This is a genomic window from Streptomyces sp. NPDC056486 (assembly GCF_042795295.1).
GTDB lineage: Bacteria > Actinomycetota > Actinomycetes > Streptomycetales > Streptomycetaceae > Streptomyces.
This window is the reverse complement of the sequence record NZ_JBHTSF010000005.1, coordinates 111006-135873: the sequence shown is the minus strand read 5'-3', so window position 1 is coordinate 135873 and position 24868 is coordinate 111006. Positions and strand designations below refer to the sequence as shown.

General features: G+C 70.8%; 20 protein-coding genes. 14 read left to right on the top strand and 6 right to left on the bottom strand.

What is annotated here, in order from left to right; all coding sequences use genetic code 11:
• Positions 1-10 precede the first annotated feature (10 nt).
• Genes ACFQ7F_RS04615 through ACFQ7F_RS04600 form a run of 4 tightly spaced genes read right to left on the bottom strand, consistent with a single transcriptional unit; the run spans position 11 to position 2743 of the window.
• Positions 11-1117, bottom strand: a complete 1107-nt coding sequence (locus ACFQ7F_RS04615) for an ATP-binding SpoIIE family protein phosphatase (protein ID WP_383265988.1) — start codon at positions 1115-1117, stop codon at positions 11-13.
• Positions 1105-1527: an ATP-binding protein gene (locus ACFQ7F_RS04610; protein ID WP_383265985.1), complete on the bottom strand. Its 423-nt coding sequence runs from the start codon at positions 1525-1527 to the stop codon at positions 1105-1107. The genes ACFQ7F_RS04615 and ACFQ7F_RS04610 overlap by 13 nt, the downstream gene beginning before the upstream one ends.
• Positions 1524-1895, bottom strand: a complete 372-nt coding sequence (locus ACFQ7F_RS04605) for an STAS domain-containing protein (RefSeq protein ID WP_383265982.1) — start codon at positions 1893-1895, stop codon at positions 1524-1526. The genes ACFQ7F_RS04610 and ACFQ7F_RS04605 overlap by 4 nt, the downstream gene beginning before the upstream one ends.
• Positions 1892-2743: an STAS domain-containing protein gene (locus tag ACFQ7F_RS04600; protein WP_383265980.1), complete on the bottom strand. Its 852-nt coding sequence runs from the start codon at positions 2741-2743 to the stop codon at positions 1892-1894. The genes ACFQ7F_RS04605 and ACFQ7F_RS04600 overlap by 4 nt, the downstream gene beginning before the upstream one ends.
• 333 nt (positions 2744-3076) lie before the next feature.
• Between ACFQ7F_RS04600 and ACFQ7F_RS04595 the strand changes: the two genes are divergently transcribed.
• The 4 genes from ACFQ7F_RS04595 (at position 3077) to ACFQ7F_RS04580 (ending at position 8017) form a co-directional block, all read left to right on the top strand.
• Complete coding sequence (locus tag ACFQ7F_RS04595) at positions 3077-4453, top strand: MFS transporter (RefSeq protein ID WP_383265977.1); 1377 nt, start codon at positions 3077-3079, stop codon at positions 4451-4453.
• Between the two features lie 82 nt (positions 4454-4535).
• Positions 4536-5396: a shikimate dehydrogenase gene (locus ACFQ7F_RS04590; protein WP_383265974.1), complete on the top strand. Its 861-nt coding sequence runs from the start codon at positions 4536-4538 to the stop codon at positions 5394-5396.
• 72 nt (positions 5397-5468) lie between these two features.
• Positions 5469-7298, top strand: a complete 1830-nt coding sequence (locus ACFQ7F_RS04585) for a bifunctional sugar phosphate isomerase/epimerase/4-hydroxyphenylpyruvate dioxygenase family protein (protein WP_383265971.1) — start codon at positions 5469-5471, stop codon at positions 7296-7298.
• A 59-nt stretch (positions 7299-7357) separates the two neighbouring features.
• On the top strand, positions 7358-8017 hold the full coding sequence (locus ACFQ7F_RS04580; RefSeq protein ID WP_383265969.1) for a TetR family transcriptional regulator: 660 nt from the start codon (positions 7358-7360) through the stop codon (positions 8015-8017).
• Here the strand turns inward: ACFQ7F_RS04580 and ACFQ7F_RS04575 are convergent.
• Complete coding sequence (locus ACFQ7F_RS04575; RefSeq protein WP_383265966.1) at positions 7989-8813, bottom strand: DeoR/GlpR family DNA-binding transcription regulator; 825 nt, start codon at positions 8811-8813, stop codon at positions 7989-7991. The two genes, ACFQ7F_RS04580 and ACFQ7F_RS04575, sit on opposite strands and share 29 nt — an antisense overlap.
• A gap of 263 nt (positions 8814-9076) precedes the next feature.
• Here ACFQ7F_RS04575 and ACFQ7F_RS04570 point away from each other — a divergent pair, with 263 nt between their 5' ends.
• From ACFQ7F_RS04570 to ACFQ7F_RS04535, 8 genes are all read left to right on the top strand, one after another.
• The gene (locus ACFQ7F_RS04570) at positions 9077-10402 is read left to right on the top strand and encodes an MFS transporter (RefSeq protein WP_383265964.1); all 1326 of its coding nucleotides are present in this window, start codon (positions 9077-9079) and stop codon (positions 10400-10402) included.
• 49 nt (positions 10403-10451) lie between these two features.
• Positions 10452-12014 carry an FGGY family carbohydrate kinase gene (locus tag ACFQ7F_RS04565; RefSeq protein WP_383265961.1) on the top strand — a complete coding sequence of 521 codons (1563 nt, stop codon included), beginning with the start codon at positions 10452-10454 and terminating at the stop codon, positions 12012-12014.
• The gene (locus ACFQ7F_RS04560) at positions 12007-13521 is read left to right on the top strand and encodes an FGGY-family carbohydrate kinase (protein ID WP_383265959.1); all 1515 of its coding nucleotides are present in this window, start codon (positions 12007-12009) and stop codon (positions 13519-13521) included. The genes ACFQ7F_RS04565 and ACFQ7F_RS04560 overlap by 8 nt, the downstream gene beginning before the upstream one ends.
• Complete coding sequence (locus ACFQ7F_RS04555) at positions 13518-14144, top strand: histidine phosphatase family protein (RefSeq protein ID WP_383265956.1); 627 nt, start codon at positions 13518-13520, stop codon at positions 14142-14144. The genes ACFQ7F_RS04560 and ACFQ7F_RS04555 overlap by 4 nt, the downstream gene beginning before the upstream one ends.
• Positions 14145-14177: 33 nt before the next feature.
• Positions 14178-15221 carry a 2-hydroxyacid dehydrogenase gene (locus ACFQ7F_RS04550; RefSeq protein WP_383265954.1) on the top strand — a complete coding sequence of 348 codons (1044 nt, stop codon included), beginning with the start codon at positions 14178-14180 and terminating at the stop codon, positions 15219-15221.
• Between the two features lie 42 nt (positions 15222-15263).
• Complete coding sequence (locus ACFQ7F_RS04545; RefSeq protein WP_383265951.1) at positions 15264-16235, top strand: oxygenase MpaB family protein; 972 nt, start codon at positions 15264-15266, stop codon at positions 16233-16235.
• Complete coding sequence (locus ACFQ7F_RS04540) at positions 16217-18454, top strand: tetratricopeptide repeat protein (RefSeq protein ID WP_383265948.1); 2238 nt, start codon at positions 16217-16219, stop codon at positions 18452-18454. Before ACFQ7F_RS04545 ends, ACFQ7F_RS04540 begins: the two co-directional genes overlap by 19 nt.
• Before the next feature lie 84 nt (positions 18455-18538).
• The gene (locus tag ACFQ7F_RS04535) at positions 18539-20089 is read left to right on the top strand and encodes a phytoene desaturase family protein (RefSeq protein WP_383265946.1); all 1551 of its coding nucleotides are present in this window, start codon (positions 18539-18541) and stop codon (positions 20087-20089) included.
• A gap of 6 nt (positions 20090-20095) precedes the next feature.
• On the opposite strand, the gene ACFQ7F_RS04530 is transcribed toward ACFQ7F_RS04535, so the two are convergent.
• Positions 20096-21862 (bottom strand): serine hydrolase, encoded by a 1767-nt coding sequence (locus ACFQ7F_RS04530; protein WP_383266061.1) that lies wholly within the window; start codon positions 21860-21862, stop codon positions 20096-20098.
• 217 nt (positions 21863-22079) lie between these two features.
• Between ACFQ7F_RS04530 and ACFQ7F_RS04525 the strand changes: the two genes are divergently transcribed.
• On the top strand, positions 22080-23183 hold the full coding sequence (locus tag ACFQ7F_RS04525; RefSeq protein ID WP_383265943.1) for an NAD(P)H-dependent flavin oxidoreductase: 1104 nt from the start codon (positions 22080-22082) through the stop codon (positions 23181-23183).
• 62 nt (positions 23184-23245) lie between these two features.
• A complete protein-coding gene (locus ACFQ7F_RS04520) occupies positions 23246-24802 on the top strand; it encodes an acyl-CoA synthetase (protein WP_383266058.1) in 1557 nt (518 codons plus the stop codon).
• The last annotated feature ends 66 nt before the right edge of the window (positions 24803-24868 follow it).

Sequence of the window (24868 nt, the reverse complement as noted above, 5' to 3'; positions counted from 1 at the left end):
CCTTCGCTGGTCACCAAACCCCCTTCACCACCACCACGCTGGCATCGTCGCGGCGCACACCGGCTTCACGCAACAGCTGCCCGGCCACGACGAGCGGCGCATGGTGAAGAAGCCCGGGGAGAGCCATGTGATCCCATCGCTCGGTGAGTCCGTCCGAATGCATGGTCAAGGCACCGCCTTCGGGCAGCGGCTCCTCGAAGGTCCGCAGGCGACGCATGTTCGCGCCGACGATGCCGGGCACCGAGATCAGAGTCTTGCGGGTGTCGTGACCGATGAGAAAGCCGCTGATGTTGCCGACGCCGCAGTACTGCACCCGCCGTGCCGCCGGTTCGATCCTGGCAACTGCCGCCGCGCCGCCCCGGGTTCCCCGAAGAGCGCGGTGGACCGCTCTCATGATCCCTTCCGGATCGGTGGCGGGAGTGTCATGGAACGCCTCTACGGCCGCCGCACTGGCGCGGGCCGCCAGCGGGCCGTGCCCCAGGCCGTCGCACATCATGACGAGAACGGCGGGGTGGCCGGGGTCAGTTCCGGTGCCGGTGCCGGTGCCGGTGCCGGTGTCGGTGACTGTGTCGAGTCGGGCACTCCAGGCGTCACCACAGGTGATCTCACCACTGATGGGCCGTGTCATACCGGAGACGCACTGCCGCCCGGCCGTCAGGGCCGCCGCCACTCCCTGACCGTCCGCCTGGCGGGACCAGAACTGCGCCGCCATGACCGTCCCCTTTCCGGGCACGGAGTGGACGTCGAAGTGGTCGGCAAGCCTGGCCACGGCTCCAAGTCCGATGCCGAGTGTGCCGGCGCTGGAGGCTCCGTCGGCCAGCGAGGCGGTCACGTCGACCATGCCGGGCCCCGAGTCGACGGTGACGAACTCGACCGCGGCTTCGTCCTGCGTGTGCAACGTCCGGAGGAGCAGTGCACCGTCCGTGGCATGTCGCTGGACGTTGGTGGCGGCCTCGGTGACGGCGATGGCGACTTCCGCGACACGATGAGAGTCAAGACCGATCCTTCGGGCCAACGCGGCCGCCGCTCCGCGCGCCGCGGTCGACAGGGAGGGACCGTCACGGAACCAGCTCATGTCCCTGCTGGTCAGTATGGTCCGGGTGCTCACCGGGCCCACTTGATGATGGTGATCGTGGTACCCACGCCGACCTCCGTCACGAGTTCGAACTCGTCGACGAGGCGGCGGGCGCCACTGAGCCCCAGGCCCAGGCCGGCGCCCGAGGTCCAGCCGTCCGTCATCGCCAGACCCACGTCCTCGATGCCGGGCCCCCTGTCCTCGAAGAGCGCCGCGATTCCCTGGCGGCCGTACCTTTCGACGACCCCCGCCCTGACGGCTCCACCACCCCCGTAGACGAGGGTGTTGCGCGCCAGCTCGCTCGCCGCCGTGATCATTTTCGTCTGGTCCACGAGTGAAAGACGGCATCGCTGCGTCAGGACGCGGATGGTCTGCCTGATGCTCACCACGTCCCTGTTGTGCGTGATGGGGTAGACCTGAGGCGCCTCACCGGGCAGCCAGGGCGCTGTCACGCCTCGCTCACAGAGGAGGAGCGCCGTAGCCGTGCCAGTCCCTTCTCGAGGTCGAGAGCCGTGCTCACTCCGCCCAGGGAAAGTCCGAGTTCGACGAGCGTGATGGCGACGGCGGGCCGCATCCCGACCACCACGGTCTCGGCGTCGAGCATGCGGGAGATGCCCGCGATCGTCGCCAGCATGCGCCCGACGAAGGAGTCGACGATCTCCAGCGCCGTGATGTCGATGACGACGCCCCGGGCGGAGCGGTTCACGATCTGCTCGGCCAGGTCCTCCTGCAACTGCAGGACGGTCTGATCCTCCAGGTCGAACTGGATGGACACCACCAACACCTGGCCGATCCGCAGGATCGGTACCCGCTCGGTCACAGCTGCCCGGCCTTGCGGCCGACCAGCTCGACGCCCGACCTCTTCAGTGCCAGCTTGAGCGCGTCCGCGAGACTCGCCTTGGTGACGATGCCCTCGAACTCGATGCCAAGCGCCACGATCGTCTGCGCGATCTGCGGGCGGATACCGGAGACGGTGCATTCGGCACCCATGAGGCGGGCCGCGACGATGGTTTTCAGCAGATGCTGAGCCACCTGTGTGTCCACCGCCGGTACGCCGGTGATGTCGATGATGGCCTGCTCGGAACCGGTGTCCACCAGCGCCTGAAGCAGCTTCTCCATGACGACCTGGGTCCGCGCGGAGTCCAACGTGCCCACCAGGGGCACGGCGATGACGCCGTCCCACACGCGCACCACGGGCGTGGACAGCTCCATCAGCTGTTCGGACTGCGCGGAGATGAGTTCCTCACGGGTCCGTGTGTACGTCTCGATCGTGAACAGGCCAAGGCCGTCCAGTACGCGGCTGAGGCGTCCGAAGGCACGGATCTCCTCGGCGGACCCGTTCTGGAGCACGGGCTCGAGGACCTCCTTCAGCGCGAATACGCTCACCGCCGTCTCCGTGGGGGAGAAACCCTGCCGTGCTCTGTTTCTCGACAGCTCCGTCAAGAGGGCTCGTACTTCCGACATCTGTTCCCCGTGCACGTCGCCGGCCCCCTGGCTCAGTGCCTGCACCAGCGCTTCGTGCAACTCGCCCAGCTCACGGCTCAGTTCGGCGACACTCACACGTCCTTTCAGGGTGCTCGAGACCTGCTGCACCCATTCCCCGGTCACGTCCCGTCCCTTGACCGACAGCAACCCCAGCAGCTCGACTGCACTGTCCTGTTCAGTCACGTGACTACTCCCCATATTTGTCATATTTGACCTCGCGCCGGAGCGTACGGCACGGGCATATGGCGAGTGGGCCGATCCGGCGAAGCTCACCGGTACGGGTTTCGTCGAGGTTGCCGCTTGTTGCGGCGCGATGTATTGACACGGCCCGAGGGGCGGGGTCAGCATCACTTCCAAGTTAATTAACTATCTAGTGCGTTAACTGCAGCACGTGCCGGGTGCGCACCGCTCGCCACCCGTACCGGCGTACCGGAACTACCTCCGTATCGCCGACCCCCGTCCCCTCGCAGCCTGTCCACCCCCGACGGTCAGGCCGCTCTCCACCGAGGAGTTCACGTGTCCGCTCACCCGTCGGCCGACCAGGACTCGACCACGCCGCCGCCCCAGGGCAGGCCACGCAAGGCCGCTTTCGCCGCCTGGATCGGCAGCGCCCTTGAGTACTACGACTTCTTCATCTACGGCAGCGCGGCGGCCCTGGTCTTCCCCAAGGTCTTCTTCGACCCGGACGACCCGGCCACCGCCACCCTGATCTCGCTCGCGACCTTCGGCGTCGCGTACGCCGCCCGCCCCATCGGGGCTCTGGTTCTCGGCCACTTCGGTGACCGGCTCGGCCGTCGGAAGATCATGGTCTGGACGCTGATCCTGATGGGCCTCTCCACCTTCCTCATCGGCTGTCTGCCCACGTACGCGCAGGTCGGCACCGTCGCTCCGGTGCTGCTCGTACTGATGCGGGTCTTCCAGGGTCTGTCCGCGGCCGGAGAGCAGGCCAGCGCGAACGCGATGACACTTGAGCACGCACCGGAACACCGGCGCGGCTACTACACGAGCTTCACCCTCAACGGGACCCAGGCCGGTCAGCTCCTCGCGACCCTGGTGTTCCTGCCGGTCGCCGCACTGCCGGACGACCAGCTGTACAGCTGGGGCTGGCGCATTCCGTTCCTGCTGAGTGCCGTCGTCGCCGTCGCCGGATACGTCATCCGCCGCACCCTGGAGGAGACCCCCGTCTTCCAGCAGGTCTCGGCCGACCGGAAGGTGGCCAGGATGCCGCTGGCGGAACTGCTCAGGAACCACTGGGCCGACGTGCTGCGGGTGGTCGCGGCAGCGCTGATCGCGACGGTCAGCACGATCTTCTCCGTCTGGGCCCTCTCGTACGCCACGAGTGACGCGGTCGGCCTCGACAAGACGGGCATGCTCTGGGTCGCGGGCAGCGCCAACGCGGTGGCTCTGCTCGCCATTCCGCTCTGGGCCAGGCTCTCGGACCGGATCGGCCGCAAGCCCGTCTTCCTCGTCGGGGCCCTCGGCAGCGGGGTGATGATCTTCGTCTATCTGTGGGCGATCTCGACCGGCAGCTACCCGCTCGTCTTCGTGACCGGGCTGCTCCTCTTCGGCGTCGTCTACAGCGCGGCCAACGGCATCTGGCCCTCCTTCTACGGCGAGATGTTCCCCGCGAGGGTCCGTCTCTCCGGCATGGCCGTCGGCACCCAGATCGGGTTCGCCGTCGCCGGTTTCGCCGTGACCTTCGCGGCACAGATCGCGGGCCCCGACGGCGACGACTGGCTCGGCGTCGCGATCTTCACCGCCGCCTTCTGCGTGATCTGCGCGATCGCCGTGGCCACCGGGCGCGAGACACACCGCGTGCCCACGGCCGAGCTGGGTGCGCGTACCGCGGACGCGAAGACACCGACGGCGGCGCCCGAAGCCGCCGCTCTCTGAAGCCCTCCGAAGCCCTTCGAACCCGTCGCGCCCACCGCGACATCGTGATCAACCGTGCCAAGCTGACCTACAGGAACTCTTGATGACCTCGTACCTCACCGGCCTGATCGGCTCCGGTATCGGCCCTTCCCTGAGCCCCGCCCTGCACGAACGCGAGGCGGACCGGCACGGTGTGCGCCTCGTCTACCGCACCCTCGACATCGACGTCATCGGCGTCGCGCCCGATGCCGTCGGTGAGCTGGTGCACGCCGCTCACCGACTCGGCTTCGACGGGCTGAACATCACCCACCCCTGCAAGCAGCTGGTCATCGAGCACCTGGACGAGCTCGCCCCCGAGGCCGCCGAGCTCGGCGCCGTCAACACCGTTGTCTTCAGGGGCGGACGCGCGATCGGGCACAACACCGATGCCACCGGCTTCGCCCAGTCCTTCGCCCGTGGCCTGGCGGACGCGCCGACCGGTGACGTCGTGCAGCTCGGCGCGGGCGGGGCGGGCGCCGCCGTGGCGCACGCCCTCCTCAACCTCGGTGTCGACCGGGTCACCCTGGTCGACACCGACCCGGCCCGTGCCGCCACCCTCGCCGCCGCGCTGACCGCGCGCTTCGGGCCCGGCCGTGCGGTGTCCGCGCCGAGCGGTGCGACGGCCGAGCGCCTCGCCGTCGCGGACGGCCTGGTCCACGCCACACCCACCGGTATGGCCGCCCACCCGGGTCTGCCCCTGCCGGTCGAGCTGCTCAGGCCCGGCCTCTGGGTGGCCGAGGTCGTCTACCGGCCGTTGGAGACCGAGCTGTTGCGCGAGGCCCGCGCCATCGGCTGCCGCACCCTCGACGGCGGAGGCATGGCCGTCTTCCAGGCGGCCGACGCCTTCCGGCTCTTCACCGGGCTCGAACCGCACACCGGACCGATGCTCGCCGACTTCGGCGATCTGGCCGCCTTCCCCGCCTGACAGTTCCCGGCCCGGCAGTTCCCGGCCCGGCAGTCACCGGCCCGGCAGTTCCCGGCCTGACAGAAGGACACCATGCGTAAATCGATCGCCACCGTCTCGCTCAGCGGTCCGCTGTCCGAGAAGCTCACCGCCATCGCCACCGCCGGATTCGACGGTGTGGAGATCTTCGAGAACGATCTCCTCGGCGCCCCGCTCAGCCCCGAGGAGGTGCGGCTGCGCTGCGCGGATCTGGGCCTGGGCATCGACCTCTACCAGCCGTTCCGCGACTTCGAGGCCGTCCCCGCCGATGTTCTCGCCCGCAATCTGCGGCGCGCGGAACGCAAGTTCGCCGTGATGGAGCGCCTCGGTGCGGATCTGCTCCTCGTCTGCTCAAGCGTCGCCCCCGATGCGGTCGACGACGACGCGCTCGCCGCCGAACAGCTACGACTGCTCGCCGACCGGGCGGCGGACCACGGCATCCGTATCGCCTACGAGGCGCTGGCCTGGGGGCGGCACGTCAGCACGTACGACCACGCCTGGCGGATCGTCGAACAGGCGGACCATCCGGCCCTCGGCACCTGCCTCGACAGCTTCCACATCCTCTCCCGCGGATCCGACCCCAAGGGCATCGCGGACATCCCCGGCGAGAAGATCTTCTTCCTCCAGCTGGCGGACGCACCGCTGATGGCGATGGACGTCCTCCAGTGGAGCAGGCACTACCGCTGCTTCCCCGGCCAGGGCGGCTTCGACCTCGCCCCTCTGGTGGCCGCCACTGTACGGGCCGGATACCAAGGGCCCCTGTCGCTCGAAGTGTTCAACGACGTCTTCCGGCAGGCAGGGGCCGCCTCCACCGCCGTCGACGCGCTCCGCTCGCTGCTCCTGCTCGAGGAGTCGGCCGGTCTGTCCGCGCTCCCCGCAGCGCCCGCACCCTCCGGCTTCGCCTTCGCCGAGCTGACCGCGGCCGACACCGAACCGGTGCGCGGAGTGCTCGACGCTCTCGGCTTCGCCCACACCGCCCGGCACACCTGGAAGCCGGTCGAACTGTGGGAACAGGGCGATGCCCGCATCCTGCTCAACACCGGGGTCAGCGGCCGCCGTCAAGGTCCGGCGCTGACCGCCGTCGGCGTGGAGACCCCCGCCCCGGACCGAGCCGCGCGGCGCGCCGAAGCGGTGCTCGCACCCGTGGTGCCGCGACGTCGGGCCCCGAGCGACGCGCCGCTCGACGCGGTTGCCGCGCCTGACGGCACGGAGGTCTTCTTCTGCCGCACGGGGCAGCCCGACCACCCCAGCTGGACCGGTGACTTCACCGACGTACCGCCGCGCGCTCGACCGGGAGAGCAGCCGGGGGAGCAGCCCGGGGAGCAGGGCGAACCGGCGGGAATCGTCCGTCACATCGACCACATCGCGCTCACCCAGCCCTGGCACCAGTTCGACGAGGCATCACTGTTCCACCGGGGGGTGTTGGGCCTGGAGGCGGACGGCAGCCTCGACCTGGCCGACCCCTACGGACTCGTGCGCAGCCGGGCCGTCGCGTCACCCGACGGCGGTGTGCGCATCGTCCTCAACATCGCGCCGGCGCCGGATGCCGACGGCGCCCGCCTCCAGCACATCGCGCTTGCGACGGACGACATCGTCGGCGCCGCCCGGCGCGTGCGGGAACGCGGCGCGGGCCTGCTGCCGATTCCCGCCAACTACTACGACGACCTCGACGCCCGCTACGAGCTGGAGCCCGAGCACCTGGCCACGCTGGCGGAGCTCGGCATCCTCTACGACCGGGACGAGAACGGCGAGTTCCTCCACTGCTACACCGTCACGGTCGGGCGGGTGTTCTTCGAGCTGGTGCAGCGCACGGGCGGCTACCGGGGATACGGGGCCCAGAACGCGGCCGTACGTCTCGCCGCCCAGCATCTGCACCAGCATTAGCCCGCATCTGCACCAGCACTAGACTGACCGGCGCCGGAGAGTCCGCCTTGAGGAGCTGCATGGCCGCCGCCGTCCCCCCGTCGTCCCCGCCCGCCAAGCGAACCCGGGACGCGGCCCGTACCCAGGGGGAGATCCTCGATGTGGCCACCGAGGAGTTCGCCCGCATGGGATACGCGGGGGCCAGGGTGGACGAGATCGCCGCCCGCATGCGGACCACGAAGCGGATGATCTACTACTACTTCGGCAGCAAGGACCAGTTGTTCACCGCGGTCCTGGAGCGGGCGTACACGGTCATCCGGCAGGAGGAACAGCAGCTCGACGTCGGGCATCTGGACCCGGTGTCGGCCATCCGCCGCCTTGCCGAGGTCACCTTCGACCACCACGAGGCCCACCCGGACTTCATCCGTCTCGTCAGCATCGAGAACATCCACGAGGCGAAGCACATCGGTGCCTCGCCGAGTCTGGCCTCCCTCAGCTCTCCCGCGATCGACATCATCGCCTCGATCCTCGAAGCAGGGCGCGAGCAGGGCGTGTTCACGGCCGAGGTGGACGCCGTCGACCTGCACGCGATGATCAGCTCGTTCTGCTTCTTCCGGGTCTCCAACCGGCACACGTTCCACGCGCTCTTCGGCCGGGACCTCACCGAGGTGCCCCGCCGCGAGCACTACCGGACGATGCTGGGGGACATGGTCATCTCCTACCTGACCTCGGCTGCTTGACCTCAGCTTTCTGACCTTCGCGGGTCGGCACCACCATCACCTCGGTGCCGGCCGCGCGCACCGCCCGCACCTGCTCCGCCGCGAGGCCGTCGTCCACGATCAGCAGATCGAAGTCGGCCAGGGGCGCAAGCGCGTACAGACCGTCCTTGCAGAACTTGGTGTGGTCCGCGACCAGTACCCGACGCGCCGCGCACTCCATCATCGCCCGCTTGACCTGCACCGTCTCCGGCGAGGTGTGATAGCAGCGGCCGTTGGTGACGGCCGTCGTCGACATGAAGAGCACATCGGCGCGAAAGGCACGGACCGCGTCCGCGGTGTGCAGGCCCATGAACGCGTCGTACGCCGGGAAGTACGCACCGCCCAGCGTGATCAGCGAGACGCCGGGTTCCTTCGCGAGCGTGGTGACGGCGGGCAACGAGTTGGTGATCACGGTCAGCGGGGTGTGCTCGGTGGCCTGGTGCGCGAGCAGCAGACAGGTCGTGCTGTCGTCGAGCAGCACCGTCTGACCCGGCACAAGGAGCGTCGCCGCGGCCCGCGCGAGGAGCTGCTTGGTCTGCGCCATGGTGGCCATCCGCTCCGCGAAGCCGCCGTGGAACTGCGCCGACGGCAACCCGGTCGCACCGCCCCGCACCTTGCGCAGCCACCCCTGCGCCTGAAGGGCGTCCAGATCGCGGTGCGCGGTCATCAGGCTGATGCCGAACTCCTCGGCGAGATCCGCGGTACGCACGAAGCCGCGGCCGATGACGGCGTCACGCAGCTGCCTTCGCCGCTCCTCCTGGGCCTCGACCCGGTCCATCGCAGCGCTCCCTCCGGTGCCCGTGCCCTGTGCTGTGCTGGTGTCGTGCGGGGCGCGTGTGTGAACTCGCCGCGTTATGTTCGCACGGATTTAACGCGCCCCTGTTGAGGAAGACGGCGTCCGCGAGCCGCTCCGGCAGGACACAACACGGCAGGTCGCCGCCCCGATGGGAAGATTCCGGCCGCCATTGACTCGCCTTTCCGGCCAGCTGTTCCATCAGCTCGTCCATCCCTCCTGCCCCCGCCGCAGAAAGGCGAGAGTCGATGACGACACCTCCGCCTCCTCCTCCGCGTTCGCCGATCACACGCCTTGTCACACGCCTTGGCATTCCGCCGACCCTTGCCTGGGGCTACCTCGGGCTGCTCCTCTTCATGATCGGAGACGGGGTCGAGTCCGGCTATCTCTCGCCGTACCTGATCGACGAGGGCATCTCGCAGCCACGCGTCGCGCTCCTCTTCACCGTCTACGGAGGCGCCGCGGCCATCGCCGCCTGGCTCTCCGGAGTGCTGTCCGACCTGTGGGGCCCGCGCCGCGTCATGTGGACCGGCCTGGGCATCTGGGGCGTCTTCCAACTGCTCTTCCTCGTCCTGGCCATCCCCATGACCAGCTATCCGCTGATGATGCTCGGGTACGGCCTGCGCGGCCTGGGCTACCCGCTGTTCGCCTACGGCTTCCTTGTCTGGATCGCCTCCGTGGCGCCGCGCGCCCGGCTCGGCACGGCCATGGGCTGGTTCTGGTTCGCCTTCACCGGCGGTCTGCCCACCCTCGGCTCACTGGTCGCCAGCGGACTCATCCCGCAGATCGGCGCGTACGCCACGCTGTGGTCCGCACTGGCCCTGGTGGCCGCGGGCGGTCTCATCGCCCTGCTCCTCGTCCGTGACGACCGGGGCGGGAAGCGGCCGCGCAGCGAGGGCGAAGGCCCGCTCGCCACGCTCGTCGGCAGCGTCACGGTCCTGTGGCGCAATCCCCGGGTCGGCGCGGGGTCGCTCGCACGGGTCATCAACACGGCCTCGCAGTTCGGCTTCTTCGTCATCATGCCGATCCACTTCACGAAGACGGTCGGCTTCAGCCTCACCGAGTGGCTGCACCTGCTCAGTGCGATGTTCGCGACCAACATCTTCGCCAACCTGCTGTTCGGCGTGGTGGGCGACCGGTTCGGCTGGCGCCGCACCATCGCCTGGTTCGGCGGCGCCGGCTGCACCGTCAGTACGCTGCTGCTCTTCTACGTCCCGGACGTGGCGGGCGACAGCTTCCTGCTCGCGCTCCTTGCCGCCGCCTTCTACGGCGCTACGCTGGCCGGATATGTACCGCTTTCAGCCCTCGTGCCCTCGCTGGAGCCGCGGCACAAGGGGCAGGCGCTCGCCGCTCTCAACCTGGGTGCGGGCGCCAGCACCTTCATCGGGCCCGCGGTCGTCGCCGTCTTCGTCGGGCCGCTCGGCGTCACAGGGGTGGTCTGGATTTTCGCGGGGATGCATGCGGTGAGCACCGTGCTCGCGCTCTTCCTGAAGCTGCCGGACGACGCGGGTGCGGCGGAGACGGCCAGTGCCTCGCCGGACGCCGCGCCCGCCACCGCGTCGGCCCCGGCGTGACCTCGGGCGCAACCCCGGGCGTGACCCCCGGCGAGAAAGGACTCGACTGATGTCCGTACTGACCATTGACGTCGGCACCACGATGATCAAGGCGGTCGTCTTCGACGACCAGGGCAAGGAGATCACGGTCTCCCGGCTCGCCACCGAAGTCCTCCGCCCCCACCCCGGCTGGGCGGAACAGGACATGGACGCCGTCTGGAACGCCGTCGTCCACACCGTCCGCAGCGTGCTCTCCGGCCTCGCCGACCCCGTCTGGCTGGTGTCCTTCACCGCCCAGGGCGACGGCGCCTGGCTCGTCGACGAGGACGGCCGCCCCACGGGGCCCGCGATCCTGTGGTCCGACGGCCGGGCCGGAGACCTGCTCACCGCCTGGCAGCGCGAGGGTGTCCTCGAAGCGGCCTTCCGCCGCAACGGCTCGCTGACCTGCGCCGGCATGCCCAACGCCCTCTTCAGCTGGCTAGCCGCCCACGACCCGGACCGCCTCGCACGCTCCCGTACCTCACTCACTGCCGCAGGCTGGCTCTTCCTGCGCCTCACCGGAGTCCGGGCATGCGACGAATCCGACGCCTCCGCCCCGTTCCTCGACCACACCACCGGGGGCTACGACCCGCAGATCCTCGACCTGTTCGGCCTCGGCGAGTACCACCGGCTCCTGCCGACCGTCCTCGGCGAGTCGGAGCGGATCGCCGAGATCACCGGCGATGCCGCGGGCCAACTGGGACTCCCTGCCGGTCTTCCGGTCGTGATGTCCCCGTACGACATCGCCTCCACCGCGCGCGGCGTCGGCGTGGTCAACCCCGGCCAGGCGTGCAGCATCCTCGGCACCACCCTGTGCACGGAGATCGTCCGTACGGACGTGGACACCAGCGGTGAACCGTCCGGCATCAACATCGCCTACCGGGGCCGCGAACGGGTGCTGCGTGCCTTCCCCACCCTCAACGGCGCCGAAGTGCTCGGCTGGGCAGCGCAGATGCTGGGTCTTTCCGGGCCGCCGGAGCTGGCGCGCCTCGCCTTCGAGTCGGAGCCCGGCGCCCGCGGCCTCATGTTCCTGCCCTACCTCTCCCCGGCCGGGGAACGCGCGCCGTTCCTCGACCCGGGCGCCCGCGGCTCGTTCTGGGGGCTGTCTCTCGAGCACTCCCGCGCCGACATGGCCCGCGCCGTGTTCGACGGGCTCTCGCTGGTCCTGCGCGACTCCCTCGCGGCGGCCCGTACGGACGTGAGCGAGCTGCGGCTGTGCGGCGGCGGTGCCAACAGTGACGCGTGGTGCGCGCTGATCGCCGACGCGACGGGCGTGCCGACCGCCCGCTCCGGCGACACCGAGCTGGGCGCCAAGGGAGCCTTCCTCACCGGGCTCGTCCGCTCCGGCGCCGAGACCAGCATGCATACCGCTGCCGCCAAGTACGTCCGGATGCACAGCAGTTGGGATCCGGACCCGGAGCGAGCGCAGTTCTACGCCGCCCTGTACGAGGACTTCCTCGGCTGGCGGACCATAGCCCGCGAGGCCGGGTGGCGGGGCCGTGCGACATGGCAGGGGAGCAGCGCCGCGGTGCCGGGAGTGGCCCCGTACGACGGCGACAGCATCCGCATCACCCCGGGAGACACCCATGTCTGAGCCCCGCTCCGCCGACCACGCCCCCGGCTCCCTCGACGGCATCTGGCTCGGCCTCGATCTCGGCACCCAGAGCGCCCGCTGCGTCGCCGTCGACGGCACCGGGCAGCTCCTCGCCGCCGCCTCCCGGCCGTTGACGAGCCACCGCGACGGCGTACGCCACGAGCAGGACCCCGAGCAGTGGTGGACCGCGCTGTCCGACGCCTGCCGCGAAGCCGTCGGCGGACTCGACGCGCGGCGGATCCGCGGGCTCGCGATCGACGGCACCTCCGGGACGATCCTGCTCGCCGACGCCGCGGGCAGCCCGCTCACCCCCGGCCTGATGTACGACGACGGGCGCGCCGCCGATCAGGCGGAGACCGTCAACGAAGCCGGGGGAGACGTCTGGCGGGAGCTCGGCTACCGCAGCATGCAGCCCTCCTGGGCGCTGCCGAAGCTGCGCTGGCTCCTGGACCACGATGCGGCGGCGACCGGGGAGGGAGTCCGGCTCCTGCACCAGGTCGACCTGATCACCTGGCGTCTCGCCGGGCAGCAGGTCGCCGGCGACGCAAGCCATGCCCTCAAGACCGGCTACCATCTGGTCGACGAATGCTGGCCGCGCAAGGTCATGGCCGAACTCGGCGTCCCCGACGGCCTGTTGCCCGAAGTCGTACGCCCCGGCAGCGTGCTCGGCACCGTGTGCGCCGCGGCGGCCGAAGCCACCGGCATCCCCGAAGGCACCGCCCTCGTCGCCGGAATGACCGACGGCTGCGCCGCCCAGATCGGCGCCGGAGCCCTGGAGCCCGGCGCCTGGAACTCGGTGCTCGGCACCACCCTCGTCCTCAAGGGCACGAGCCCGCACCTGGTCCGCGACCCGGCGGGCGTCGTGTACTGCCACCGCGGCCCCGGCGACACCTGGCTGCCGGGCGGCGCATCCAGCAGCGGCGCGGGCGTCATCTCCCGGCACTTCCACGGCGAGGACCTGGACATGCTCACCGAGCAGGCCGCCGCGCTCGACCCGGACGCGGTCGCCTACCCCCTGGTCTCCACCGGCGGTGAACGCTTCCCCTTCCGCGCCCCGCAAGCCGAGCCCTTCATCCTCGGAGAAGTTCCCACCCGGGCAGCCGAGTTCCACGCCCACCTCCTCGGCGTCGCCTGCCTGGAACGGCTCTGCCTCGACTATCTCGACCACCTCGGCGCCCCCGTCGACGGACCGCTCACCCTCACCGGCGGCGGCGCCCGCAACCGCTACTGGTGCCGACTGCGCGCCGAGGTCCTCGGACGTCCCGTACGCCTGCCGGAACAGGCCGAGGGCGCCATCGGCATGGCGGTGCTCGCCGCTACGGCCTCCGGCGCGAGCCTCCAGGAGGCGGCCGCCGCCATGGTCCGCATCGGCGCCGAGATCCACCCCTCGCCGGCCCGCACCGCCCGCTACCTCCCCGTCTACCTCCGCTTCATCGACGAACTCACCCGCCGTGGCTGGCTCGACCAGACCGTGGCCGACCACGCCCGCAGGAGGGCAGCGCAGTGACCGACTTCATCCTCGTACGCCATGGCGAAACCGTCTGGCACGCGGAGAACCGCTATGCGGGACGCACCGATGTGCCCCTCACCGAGCACGGACACGAGCAGGCCGCCTCGCTCGCCGAGTGGGCCCGCACGGCGGGGCTCACGGCCGTCTGGAGCTCCCCGCTCTCGCGCGCCCGGCTCACCGCAGCCCCCGCCGCCGACGCCTGCGGCCTCACCCCGCGCGTCGACGAGCGGCTCTACGAACTCGACTTCGGCCGGGGCGACGGCCTGACCAGGGACGAGATGCGTGAGCGCTTCCCGGAGCAGTTGGCGGCCTTCCTCGACGACCCGGTCGAGAACCACCTGCCCGGCGGCGAGGACCCGCGCGATGCCGCCGTACGCGCCGCCGCCTGCCTGGCCGACATCGCCCGCGAACAGCCGGACGGCAGAGTCCTTCTCGTCGCCCACTCCACCCTCGTCCGCGTCCTGCTCTGCCATCTCCTCGGCATCCCGCTCGGCGAATACCGCCGGGTCTTCCCCCAACTGTTCAACGGCGCCCTCACGGAGATCCGGGTCGAGGACGGGCGGACCGCACTGCTGCGTCTCAACACCCCGGCGACGAGCGAGACCCCTGCCTTCCGCTGACCACAGGACCCACCCCTCAGGAGAGATCACCCCATGAGCACCACCGTCCTCGCCGCCGGAAACCACTTCATCCGCCCGAGCCTGTTCACCGAGGCCGTGCGCGCCGCCGCAGGGGAACTGCCGCTGGATGTCCGCGAGCTCCGGTTCCCCTGGCCGCACACCCCGTTCGGCCCGGTCGCCGAGGTCATCGAGGCATCCGGCAGCGAGGAGGAGATGATCGAGGCGCTCCAGGGCGTGCGGATCTGTGTCACCGAGCACGGCCCGCTCACCGAGCGCATCCTCGCCGCCTGCCCCGATCTGAAGCTGTTCTGCACCAGCCGCGGCGGCCCGGTCAACGCCAACCTCGAAGCCGCGACCCGGCACGGCGTGGCGGTCTGCTACGCCCCCGGGCGCAACGCGACCGCCACCGCGGAACACACCCTGACCCTGCTGCTCGCAGCGGCCCGAGGCGTCGGCGACACCCACACCGACCTGCGCGAGGGCACCTGGCGCGGCGACTACTACGACTACGACAACTGCGGCATCGAGATCGACGGCGCGACCGTCGGCCTGATCGGCTACGGCGCCATCGGCAGCCGGGTCGCCAAGGTCCTGCGCGCCCTGGGCGCCGAGGTCCTGGTGCACGACCCGTACGTACGGCCCGAGGCACTTGCCGGTATCGCGGAACAGGTCTCCCTGGACGAACTGCTCCGCCGCTCGCGCATCGTCTCCCTGCACGCCCGGGTCACCGACGAGACCAAGGGCATGATCGGCCGCGAGCAGATCGCCGCGATGCCCCGCGGGTCGATCCTCGTCAACTGCGCCCGAGGCGCGCTGCTCGACTACGAAGCCGCCTGCGACGCGCTGGAATCCGGGCACCTCTCCGGCGCGGGCTTCGACGTCTTCCCCGAGGAGCCGCTGCCCGCCGACTCGCGTCTCCTTACCGCCCCGGGTGTCGTCCTCACCCCGCACATCGCGGGCGGCAGCCAGCAGGTCGCGCACAAGGCCGCGAACATCGTGGCCGCCGAGGTCGGCCGATTCCTGCGCGGCGAACCGCTGGAGCACTGCGCCAACCCCGAGGTGCTCAAGCTGGGTTGAGGCCCGTGTCGGCGGCGTAGCCTGCGATCAGGAGGTGGTTGTATGCGCGAGGCATCATCATCGGGATCGGGGCATCCGGCGGGAGTCCCGGCGGCCGGGGACCCGGGGCTCTTCGGTCCCTCGTCCGTGACCTGGCAGATGCACGGCGACCCGATGATGTGGGTCGCCGGGATCCGCGCCCTGTATCTGCAGGCCCTGCACCCCCGCGCGGTCCGCGGCGTCATGCAGAACTCCGACTTCCGCAAGGACGCCTGGGGTCGCCTCATGCGCATCGCGAACTTCGTGGGCACCACCACGTACGGCACCACCGAGGTCGCCGAGCACGCGGGCGCGCGGGTGCGGACGATCCATACGATGCTCAAGGCCACCGACCCCGACACGGGCGAGCGGTACGGCGTCGACGAGCCCGAGCTGCTGCTCTGGGTGCACTGCGCCGAGATCGACTCCTATCTCCATGTCGCACGCCGCTCCGGGTTCCGCCTGACCGACGACCTCGCCGACCGGTACATCGACGAACACCGGGAGAGCGCCCGTCTTGTCGGCCTCGACCCCGCCGACGTACCGGCGTCGAGCGCCGAACTCGCCGCGTACTTCGAGCGGGTGCGGCCCGAACTCGCCGTGGGGCAGGAGGCGCGCGATGTCGACGACTTCCTCCAACGCCCGCCGACCCACGCCCTGTTGGTTCCGGCGCGCGCCCTGCTGTGGCGGCGCGTGGCGAATCTGGCGTACGCCTCGCTGCCGCCCTACGCCCACGAGCTGTACGGCAGGACGGCCCCGCCGCCCGGCACCGTGACCCGGCGCCTCGTCACCACCGGCACCATCCTGCGCACCGTCCCCGCACGTATACGCTGGCAACTTCCCCCGAAACACATTCTGCGGGCCATGGTCAGGCTCGGGCCCGGCGCGCGGCCTGCCCCGTACAAACTCGACAGACGGGCAGCCATACTGGATATGCCGGGGAGGGCGAAGCGAGGCAACGGGGGCGACGGCGGGAGATGGCGGACACCAGGCTGATCCAGGGCCGGTACCGGCTGCTGGACCTGATCGGGCGCGGCGGCATGGGCGAGGTGTGGCGTGCGCGGGACGAGTCCCTCGGGCGCAGGGTCGCCGTGAAGTGCCTCAAGCCGATGGGGCCGCAGCACGACCAGTCCTTCACGCGCGTACTGCGCGAGAGGTTCCGGCGCGAGGCGCGCGTGGCTGCGGCGCTGCAGCACCGCGGCGTCACCGTCGTGCATGACTTCGGGGAGCACGACGGCGTCCTGTATCTGGTCATGGAACTGCTCGAAGGGCGCAACCTCAGTCAGCTTCTCGAGGACAACAAACAGCATCCGCTGCCCGTCGCGGACGTCGTGGAGATCGCCGACCAGGTCGCCGCCGCGCTCGCTTACACCCATGAACAGGGCATCGTGCACCGGGACCTGAAGCCCGCGAACATCATGCGGCTCACGGACGGCACGGTGAAGATCTGCGACTTCGGCATCGCACGCCTCGGCCACGACATCGGCTTCACCTCGCGCCTGACCGGCACGGGCATCGCGATGGGCACACCGCACTACATGTCGCCCGAGCAGATCAGCGGCTCCCAGGTCGACCAGCGCAGCGACCTCTACTCCTTCGGGTGCGTCCTGTACGAGATCGCCACCGGGGCGCCGCCCTTCGACCTGGAGGACGCCTGGGCGGTGCTCGTCGGCCACCGCGACACGGCTCCCGAGCCGCCGCGCAGGCACCGCGAAGAACTCCCCGAATACTTCGAGAAGATCGTCCTCGACCTGCTCGCCAAGGAACCGGACGAGCGACCCGACGACGCGCGCGAGCTGGGGCGCCGCATCGTCGCGGGCCGCGCCGTCCCCTCGTACATCCCGACCGCCGTCACCCCGCCCGTGCGCCGCCCGGAGCAGCCGCCCTCGCGCGAGCCGCGGCTTCCCTCGTGGACCCGCGGCATGACGACCGGGCACAAGGCGAACGGCGGGCCCGCGCTGCGCGCGACACCGCCCGACGCGGCGGCGGGCCTGACCGGCGAGTGGATCCCGCGCACCGACGCGCGCCGGGCCGCGGCGCCGCGCCGGCCCGAACGGCCCACGCCGTCACCGGAGGTGGTTGCCACCCTCGTCAGCAGGCACAACGCGGGCCTGAGCCTGGGACGCCTGGGACGCTGGGCCGAGGCGGGCGAGGTGCACCGCGCGGTGGCCGCCGAGCGGGAGCACGCCCTTGGCCCCGACCATCCGGATACGCTCGCCAGCCGCTACGAAGTGGGATTCACCCTCAGCCGCACCGGACGGGCTGCCGACGCCCTGCGGGAGTACGGGCGCGTCGCGCAGGGCAGGGAACGCACACTGGGCACCGAGCACCCCGACACGCTCGCCGCCCGTCAGGAAATGGCCTACGTCCTGGGGCAGCTGGGGCGGCACTTCGAGGCCCACCAGACGTACACGGCGGTGCTCGCCGTACGGGAGCGGACCGCGGGCGCCGATCACCCCGACACCCTGCGCTGCCGTCACAACCTCGCGTACAACCTCAGCAGGCTCGGCCGCCTCGAGGACTCCTACCAGCTGGCCCGCGAGGTCGCGACGGCCCGCGCGCGCGTCCTGGGCGACACCCACCCCGACACCCTCGTCACGCGCTACGAAGTCGCCTACGCACTGGGCCAGTTGGGCCGCTGGCCCGAGGCGCTCCAGACCTACCGCGAGGTCGCCGACGCACGCGGGCGGGCGCTCGGCTCCGATCACCCCGACACCCTCGCCGCGCGCTACGAAGTGGGGATCAGTCTCGGCCGCCTCGGCCGCAGCGGCGAGGCCCTCGAGCTGTACCGCGACCTGATCGACGACCGCACCCGCGTGAACGGCCCTTCCGACCCCGAGACCCTGCGCGCCCGGCACGGCCTCGGCGTCAACCTCGGCCGCCAGGGCCGCTGGGAGGAAGCCCTCGCAGAGGCCCGTGACGTCTGCGCGATCCGCGAACGCGTCCTCGGCGGCGACCACCCGGACACCCTGGTCAGCCGCCGTGAGGTGGCCGTGGGTCTGGGCTGGCTGGGCCGTTGGGCGGACGCGCTCACCGAGTACCGCAGGGTCGCTGCCGCGCGTGAGCAGGTACTTGGCGCCGACCATCCCGACGCCCTCGCCAGCCGCAACGACGAAGCACACTGCCTGGAGCAGCTGGGCCGCGGCACCGAGGCGGTCGAGCTCTACCGGCGGGTGGCGGCGCTGCGCCAGCAGCGGGCGTCCGGAGGGCGCTGACGGGGCTGACGGGACTGGCGGCGCCGAGGGCGCTTTGGGTGTGACAATCGCACCACGCGGCAGGGCCTCGTGTTAGTAAGGGCTATGCCTCCTCGCGATCGATACGACGCCGTCATCGTCGGCGGTGGTCACAACGGACTCGTCGCCGCCGCCTACCTCGCCCGCGCAGGACGCTCCGTCCTGCTCCTGGAGCGGCTCTCCGGCACCGGTGGCGCCGCCGTGTCCAGCCGCCCCTTCGCCGGCGTCGACGCCCGGCTCTCGCGCTACTCGTACCTGGTCAGCCTCCTGCCGCGGAAGATCGTCAGGGACCTCGACCTGGACTTCAGGGTGCGCACCCGCACCGTCTCCTCCTACACCCCGACCGAACGCGACGGGCGTCCTGCCGGACTGCTCGTCGGCGGGGGCGAAGCGCGCACCCGGGAAGCGTTCGAGCGGCTCACGGGCGGACCACGGGAGTACGAGGCGTGGCGGGAGTTCTACGCCATGACGGGAGAGGTCGCGGAGCGGGTGTTCCCCACGCTCACCGAACCCCTTCCGACGCGCGACGCACTGCGCGAGCGCGTCGGTGACGAGACCGCCTGGCGGGCGCTCTTCGAGGAGCCCATCGGCGCCGCCATCGAGGAACGGTTCCAGGACGACCTGGTGCGCGGAGTGGTGCTCACCGACGCCCTCATCGGCACGTTCGCCGACGCCCACGACCTGTCCCTGCGTCAGAACCGCTGCTTCCTCTACCACGTCATCGGCGGCGGCACCGGCGACTGGAACGTGCCCGTCGGCGGCATGGGCGCGCTCACCGGCGCCCTGGCCGACGCGGCACGCGCGGCGGGCGCCGAGCTCGCCACGGACCACGAGGTCACCCGCATCGAGACGGACGGACAGAGCGCCGAGGTCACCTACCGGACGTCCGAGCGCGAAGCCACCGTCGCCGCACGGCACGTCCTGGTCAACGCCTCACCGCAGGAACTCGCCGCCCTCGTCGGCGACACACCGCCCGCCCCGGCCGAAGGCGCCCAGCTCAAGGTCAACATGCTGCTCGAACGCCTTCCGAGACTGTGCGACACCTCCGTCGACCCGCACGAGGCCTTCGCCGGGACCTTCCACATCGGGGAGGGATACGGCGAGTTGGCAACCGCGTACGTCCAGGCCGCGGCCGGAGAGCTGCCGTCCGCACCGCCGTCCGAGATCTACTGCCACTCCCTCACGGACCCCAGCATCCTCGCCCCCGACCTCGTCGAGCGCGGCTTCCAGACCCTCACGCTCTTCGGACTGCACACGCCCGCGCGCCTCTTCGCCCACGACAACGACGCCGTACGGGCCGAACTCCTCAAGTCGACCCTGGCGCAGCTGGACGCCCACCTGGCCGAGCCGCTCGCCGACTGCCTGGCCACCGACGTGGACGGCCGCCCGTGCATCGAGGCCAAGACCCCGCTCGACCTGGAACGCGACCTGCGCCTGCCCGGCGGCAACATCTTCCACCGTGACCTGGCCTTCCCCTACGCCCAGGACGACACCGGGCGCTGGGGCGTGGAGACGCGGCACGCGAACGTCCTGCTGTGCGGGGCGGGTGCCGTGCGCGGCGGCGGGGTCAGCGGCATCCCCGGGCACAACGCCGCCATGGCCGCGCTGGGGGAGTAGGGGGCCTCAGTCGGCTGAAGGAGCCCACCCCACCGCCTCGATGCGTGCCGCGTCGGCGGGCCGTGCCTCGTCGAAGGCGGTACGGCCGCCGTCCTCGACCCGCAGCCCGTCGGCGTACGCGCCGCGCCCCACGTAGAGCTGGTCCGTCGCGTACCGCCAGCGAAGGCGCACCCGCTCGCCCCGCAGGTCCGCGAGGTCCGCGGTGAGGCGGTGCCAGACGCGCCCCGACCAGCCGGATGCGGCGCCGTCGGGGTGCGGGCGAGGATCCGAGCCCCTGTGCCGCGTCGTGAACGGCACCGGCTGCCACGTCGTGCCGTCGTCGCGCGAGGACTCCAGACACAGCTGGTCCGAGCCCGGCTCGGTGTCCCACCACAGTTCGCACCGCAGCGTCGCCCGGTCCGTGGTGAGGTCGAGCGGCGGCAGGGTCAGGGTGGCCGATGCCGCGTTCGCCATGCCGGAGAACCACGCGGTGCGCCCGTGCGCGGGACGTACCGGAACGGCGCGTGCCATACGGTTCGCCGTCGCCACCCGGGGTGCCGAGCCGGAGCGCCAACTGCGCACCGGGTGCACGGAGTTGCCGAGGACGACGAGGAAGGAGTCGGTCGTCGGGTCGAGGACGAGGGAGGTGCCGGTGAATCCCGTGTGGCCCGCGGTGCGGGGCGTCGCCATCGCCCCCATGTACCAGTGCTGGTAGAGCTCGAAGCCCAGGCCGTGCTCGTCGCCGGGGAAGGCGGTGTTGAAGTCGGTGAACATCAGCTTCACGGACTCGGCGGAGAGGATGCGGGCGCGGCCGTAGACCCCGTCGTTGAGCAGCGTGCGGCCGAGGATCGCGAGGTCCCAGGCGCAGGAGAAGACACCCGCGTGCCCTGCGACCCCGCCGAAGCCGAAGGCGTTCTCGTCGTGCACCTCGCCCCACACCATGCCGCGGTCAAGGCCCGACCAGGGCAGACGGGCGTCCTCGGTGGCGGCGATCTTCGGCTGCCAGGAGGCGGGCGGGTTGTAGCGGGTGCGGTGCATCCCGAGTGGAGCGGTGATCTCGTCGTGGAGCAGTGCGTCCAGGGTGCGGCCCGTGATCTCTTCGATGACCAGCTGGAGCGAGATCAGATTCAGGTCGGAGTACAGATACTTGGTGCCCGGCGGGTTGAGGAGCGTCTCCTGCCAGATCAGGCGCAGCTGACCCTCGCGCGTGGGCTCTTTGTAGAGCGGGATCCAGGCGCGGAAACCCGAGGTGTGGGTGAGGAGCTGGCGGACGGTGACGTCCTGTTTGCCCGCGCCCCCGAAATCGGGGAGGTACGAGGCGACCCTCGCTTCCAGCTCCAGCTTGCCGCGCTCGATCTGCTGCACCGCGAGCAGCGAGGTGAACAGCTTGGAGACGGAGGCGAGGTCGAAGACCGTGTCCTTGGCCATCGCGATCTGCCGGTCGGCCGGCAGCTCGACGCCGGTGTCGGTCTTCTCGTCGTACGCCGCGTAGCGCACCGCCTTGCCGATGGGCTGGTGCAGTGCCACCGTGCCGCCGCGGCCCGCGAGCAGGACGGCGCCCGCGTACCAGGGGTGCTTGGGGGATGGGTCGAGGAACTTCTCTGCGTCGGCGACCAGTTGCCGCAGATGCCCGGCGAGCAGCCCGGCGCGCTCGGGGGTGCCGGGCCGCAGTGTCGGACGCCCGGCGCCGGTCACGGAGCCCGTCGCCGCCGCGGCAGGGCCCGCGGGGAACGGCACGAGGGCGAGCGCGCCACCCAACGCGGCTACCCGTGCGCCCAGTTGGCGTCGGCTCAGACCGCTGCCCGCTCTGTCCGCCGCCCCGCTGTCCTCGGCCGTGACCGTGCCCCCTCCTGAAACTCTCCTGAACTGAAATTATCTTTCGGGATCACAAGAGACTGCTGAAACTTTCATGTCAGGGCAGTGCCCTGTCAACCACGGGCGCCCAGCAAAGATCTGACACTGCATCAGAAAACCTCTTCCGTCGTCCGGACGGCTGCGGCATCCTGCGGCCATGCAGACAGACCTGAGCAGGAAACTGGGGATCGAGCACGCCATCTTCGGCTTCACGCCCTTCCCGGCGGTGGCGGCCGCCATCAGCAGGGCGGGCGGATTCGGTGTGCTCGGCGCGGTCCGCTACACGGCGCCCGACGAGCTGGCCCGGGATCTCGACTGGATGCAGGAGCACGTCGATAGCCGGCCCTACGGACTCGATGTCGTGATGCCCGCGAAGAAGGTGGAGGGGGTGAGCGAGTCCGAAGTCGAGGCGATGATCCCTGAAGCGCACCGGCAGTTCGTCAAGGACACCCTCGGCAAGTACGGCGTACCCGAACTGGCCGAAGGCGAAGCTTCCGGCTGGCGTATCACCGGATGGATGGAGCAGGTTGCCCGCAATCAGCTCGACGTCGCCTTCGACTACCCGATCAAGCTGCTCGCCAACGCGCTCGGCTCACCACCTGCCGACGTCATCCAGCGCGCCCACGACCACGATGTCCTGGTCGCCGCCCTTGCGGGCAGCGCCCGGCACGCGCGGAAGCACGCGGACGCGGGTATCGACATCGTCGTGGCGCAGGGCTACGAGGCGGGCGGCCACACCGGCGAGATCGCCTCCATGGTCCTGACACCGGAAGCCGTCGAGGCCGTCGCGCCGCTGCCGGTGCTCGCGGCGGGCGGCATCGGCAGCGGCGAGCAGATCGCGGCCGCGTTCGCGCTCGGCGCGCAGGGCGTGTGGCTCGGCTCCCTCTGGCTCACCACGACGGAGGCCGACCTCCACTCGCGGGCGCTCACCGAGAAGCTCCTGGCGGCGGGTTCGGGCGACACGGTCCGCTCACGCGCCCTCACGGGCAAACCCGCACGCCAGCTGCGCACCGAATGGACCGACGCCTGGGACGACCCGGACGGGCCCGGCACGCTGCCCATGCCGCTGCAGGGGCTCCTGGTCGCCGAGGCGGTCTCGCGCATTCAGAAGTACGAGGTCCAGGCGCTGCTCGGCACGCCCGTCGGGCAGATCGTCGGCCGGATGAACAGCGAACGCAGCGTCCAGGTGGTCTTCGACGAGCTGACCCGCGGTTTCGAGCGTGCCATCGACCGCGTGAACCGCATTGCCGGACGCGACTGACGACCGGACGCGGGACCGGACGCGACTGACGAGATGACGGAGGAGAGGTCCATATGAGCAGCATGCCGGGCAGTACGCCCCCCAACGGCTTCTGGGCGCAGGCCGAAGCGGACCCGGACCGCACGGTACTGACCGCGCCCGACGGCGAGGAGTGGACCGCGCGGCGCCTGCACGCGGCGACCAACCAGCTCGTCCACGGGCTGCGCGCCGCGGGCCTCGAGCGCGGTGACGCCTTCGCCGTCGTGCTGCCCAACGGCATCGAGTTCCTCACCGCGTACCTGGCGGCCTCGCAGGCGGGCTTCTACCTGGTCCCGGTCAATCACCACCTGGTCGGACCGGAGATCGCCTGGATCGTCGCCGACTCCGGTGCCAAGGTGCTCGTCGCGCACGAGCGGTTCGCGCAGGCGGCCACCCACGCCGCCGACGAGGCGAAGCTCCCGGCCACGCACCGGTACTCGGTGGGCGACGTCAACGGCTTCCGCCCGTACACCGAACTCCTCGCAGGGCAACCGGAGTCCGTGCCCGACGCGCGCACCCTCGGCTGGGTCATGAACTACACCTCGGGCACCACGGGACGCCCGCGCGGCATCCGGCGCCCGCTGTCCGGGAAACTCCCCGAGGAGTCCTACCTCGGCGGCTTCCTCGGCATCTTCGGCGTCAAGCCCTTCGACGGCAACGTGCACCTCGTCTGCTCGCCGCTCTACCACACCGCGGTCCTCCAGTTCGCGGGCGCCGCCCTGCACATCGGCCACCCCCTGGTCCTGATGGACAAGTGGACGCCCGAAGAGATGCTCCGCCTCATCGACACGTACAAGTGCACGCACACCCACATGGTGCCGACCCAGTTCCACCGCCTCCTCGCGCTGCCGGACGCGACGAAGGCGGCGTACGACGTGACGTCGATGCGCCATGCCATCCATGGCGCCGCGCCCTGCCCCGACCACGTCAAACGGGCGATGATCGAGTGGTGGGGCGAGTGCGTCGAGGAGTACTACGCGGCCAGCGAGGGCGGCGGCGCCTTCGCCACCGCGCAGGACTGGCTGAAGCGGCCCGGCACCGTCGGGAAGGCGTGGCCCATCAGCGAACTGGCCGTCTTCGACGACGACGGCAACCAGCTGCCGTCCGGTGAACTCGGCACCGTCTACATGAAGATGAGCACCGGCGGATTCTCGTACCACAAGGACGAGTCCAAGACGAGGAAGAACCGCATCGGCGACTTCTTCACCGTCGGCGACCTGGGCCTCCTGGACGAGGACGGCTACCTCTACCTCCGCGACCGCAAGATCGACATGATCATCTCGGGCGGGGTCAACATCTACCCCGCCGAGATCGAGTCCGCGCTGCTCACCCACCCCGCCGTCGCGGACGCCGCCGCGTTCGGCATCCCGCACGACGAGTGGGGCGAGCAGGTCAAGGCGGTCGTGGAGGTAGCGGAGGGCCACACGGCGGGCGACGCGCTCGCCGCCGACATCCTCGACCACTGCGAGCGCCAACTCGCGGGCTACAAGCGCCCGAAGAGCGTCGACTTCATCGAGACCATGCCACGAGACCCGAACGGCAAGCTGTACAAGCGACGGCTGCGGGAGCCGTACTGGGAGGGACGGGAGCGCGCGCTCTAGGTGCCCCGTAGGGGCGCGGGGAACTGCGCGCCCAGCCCCCACCGGTCGCGAGCACAGAACGAAACC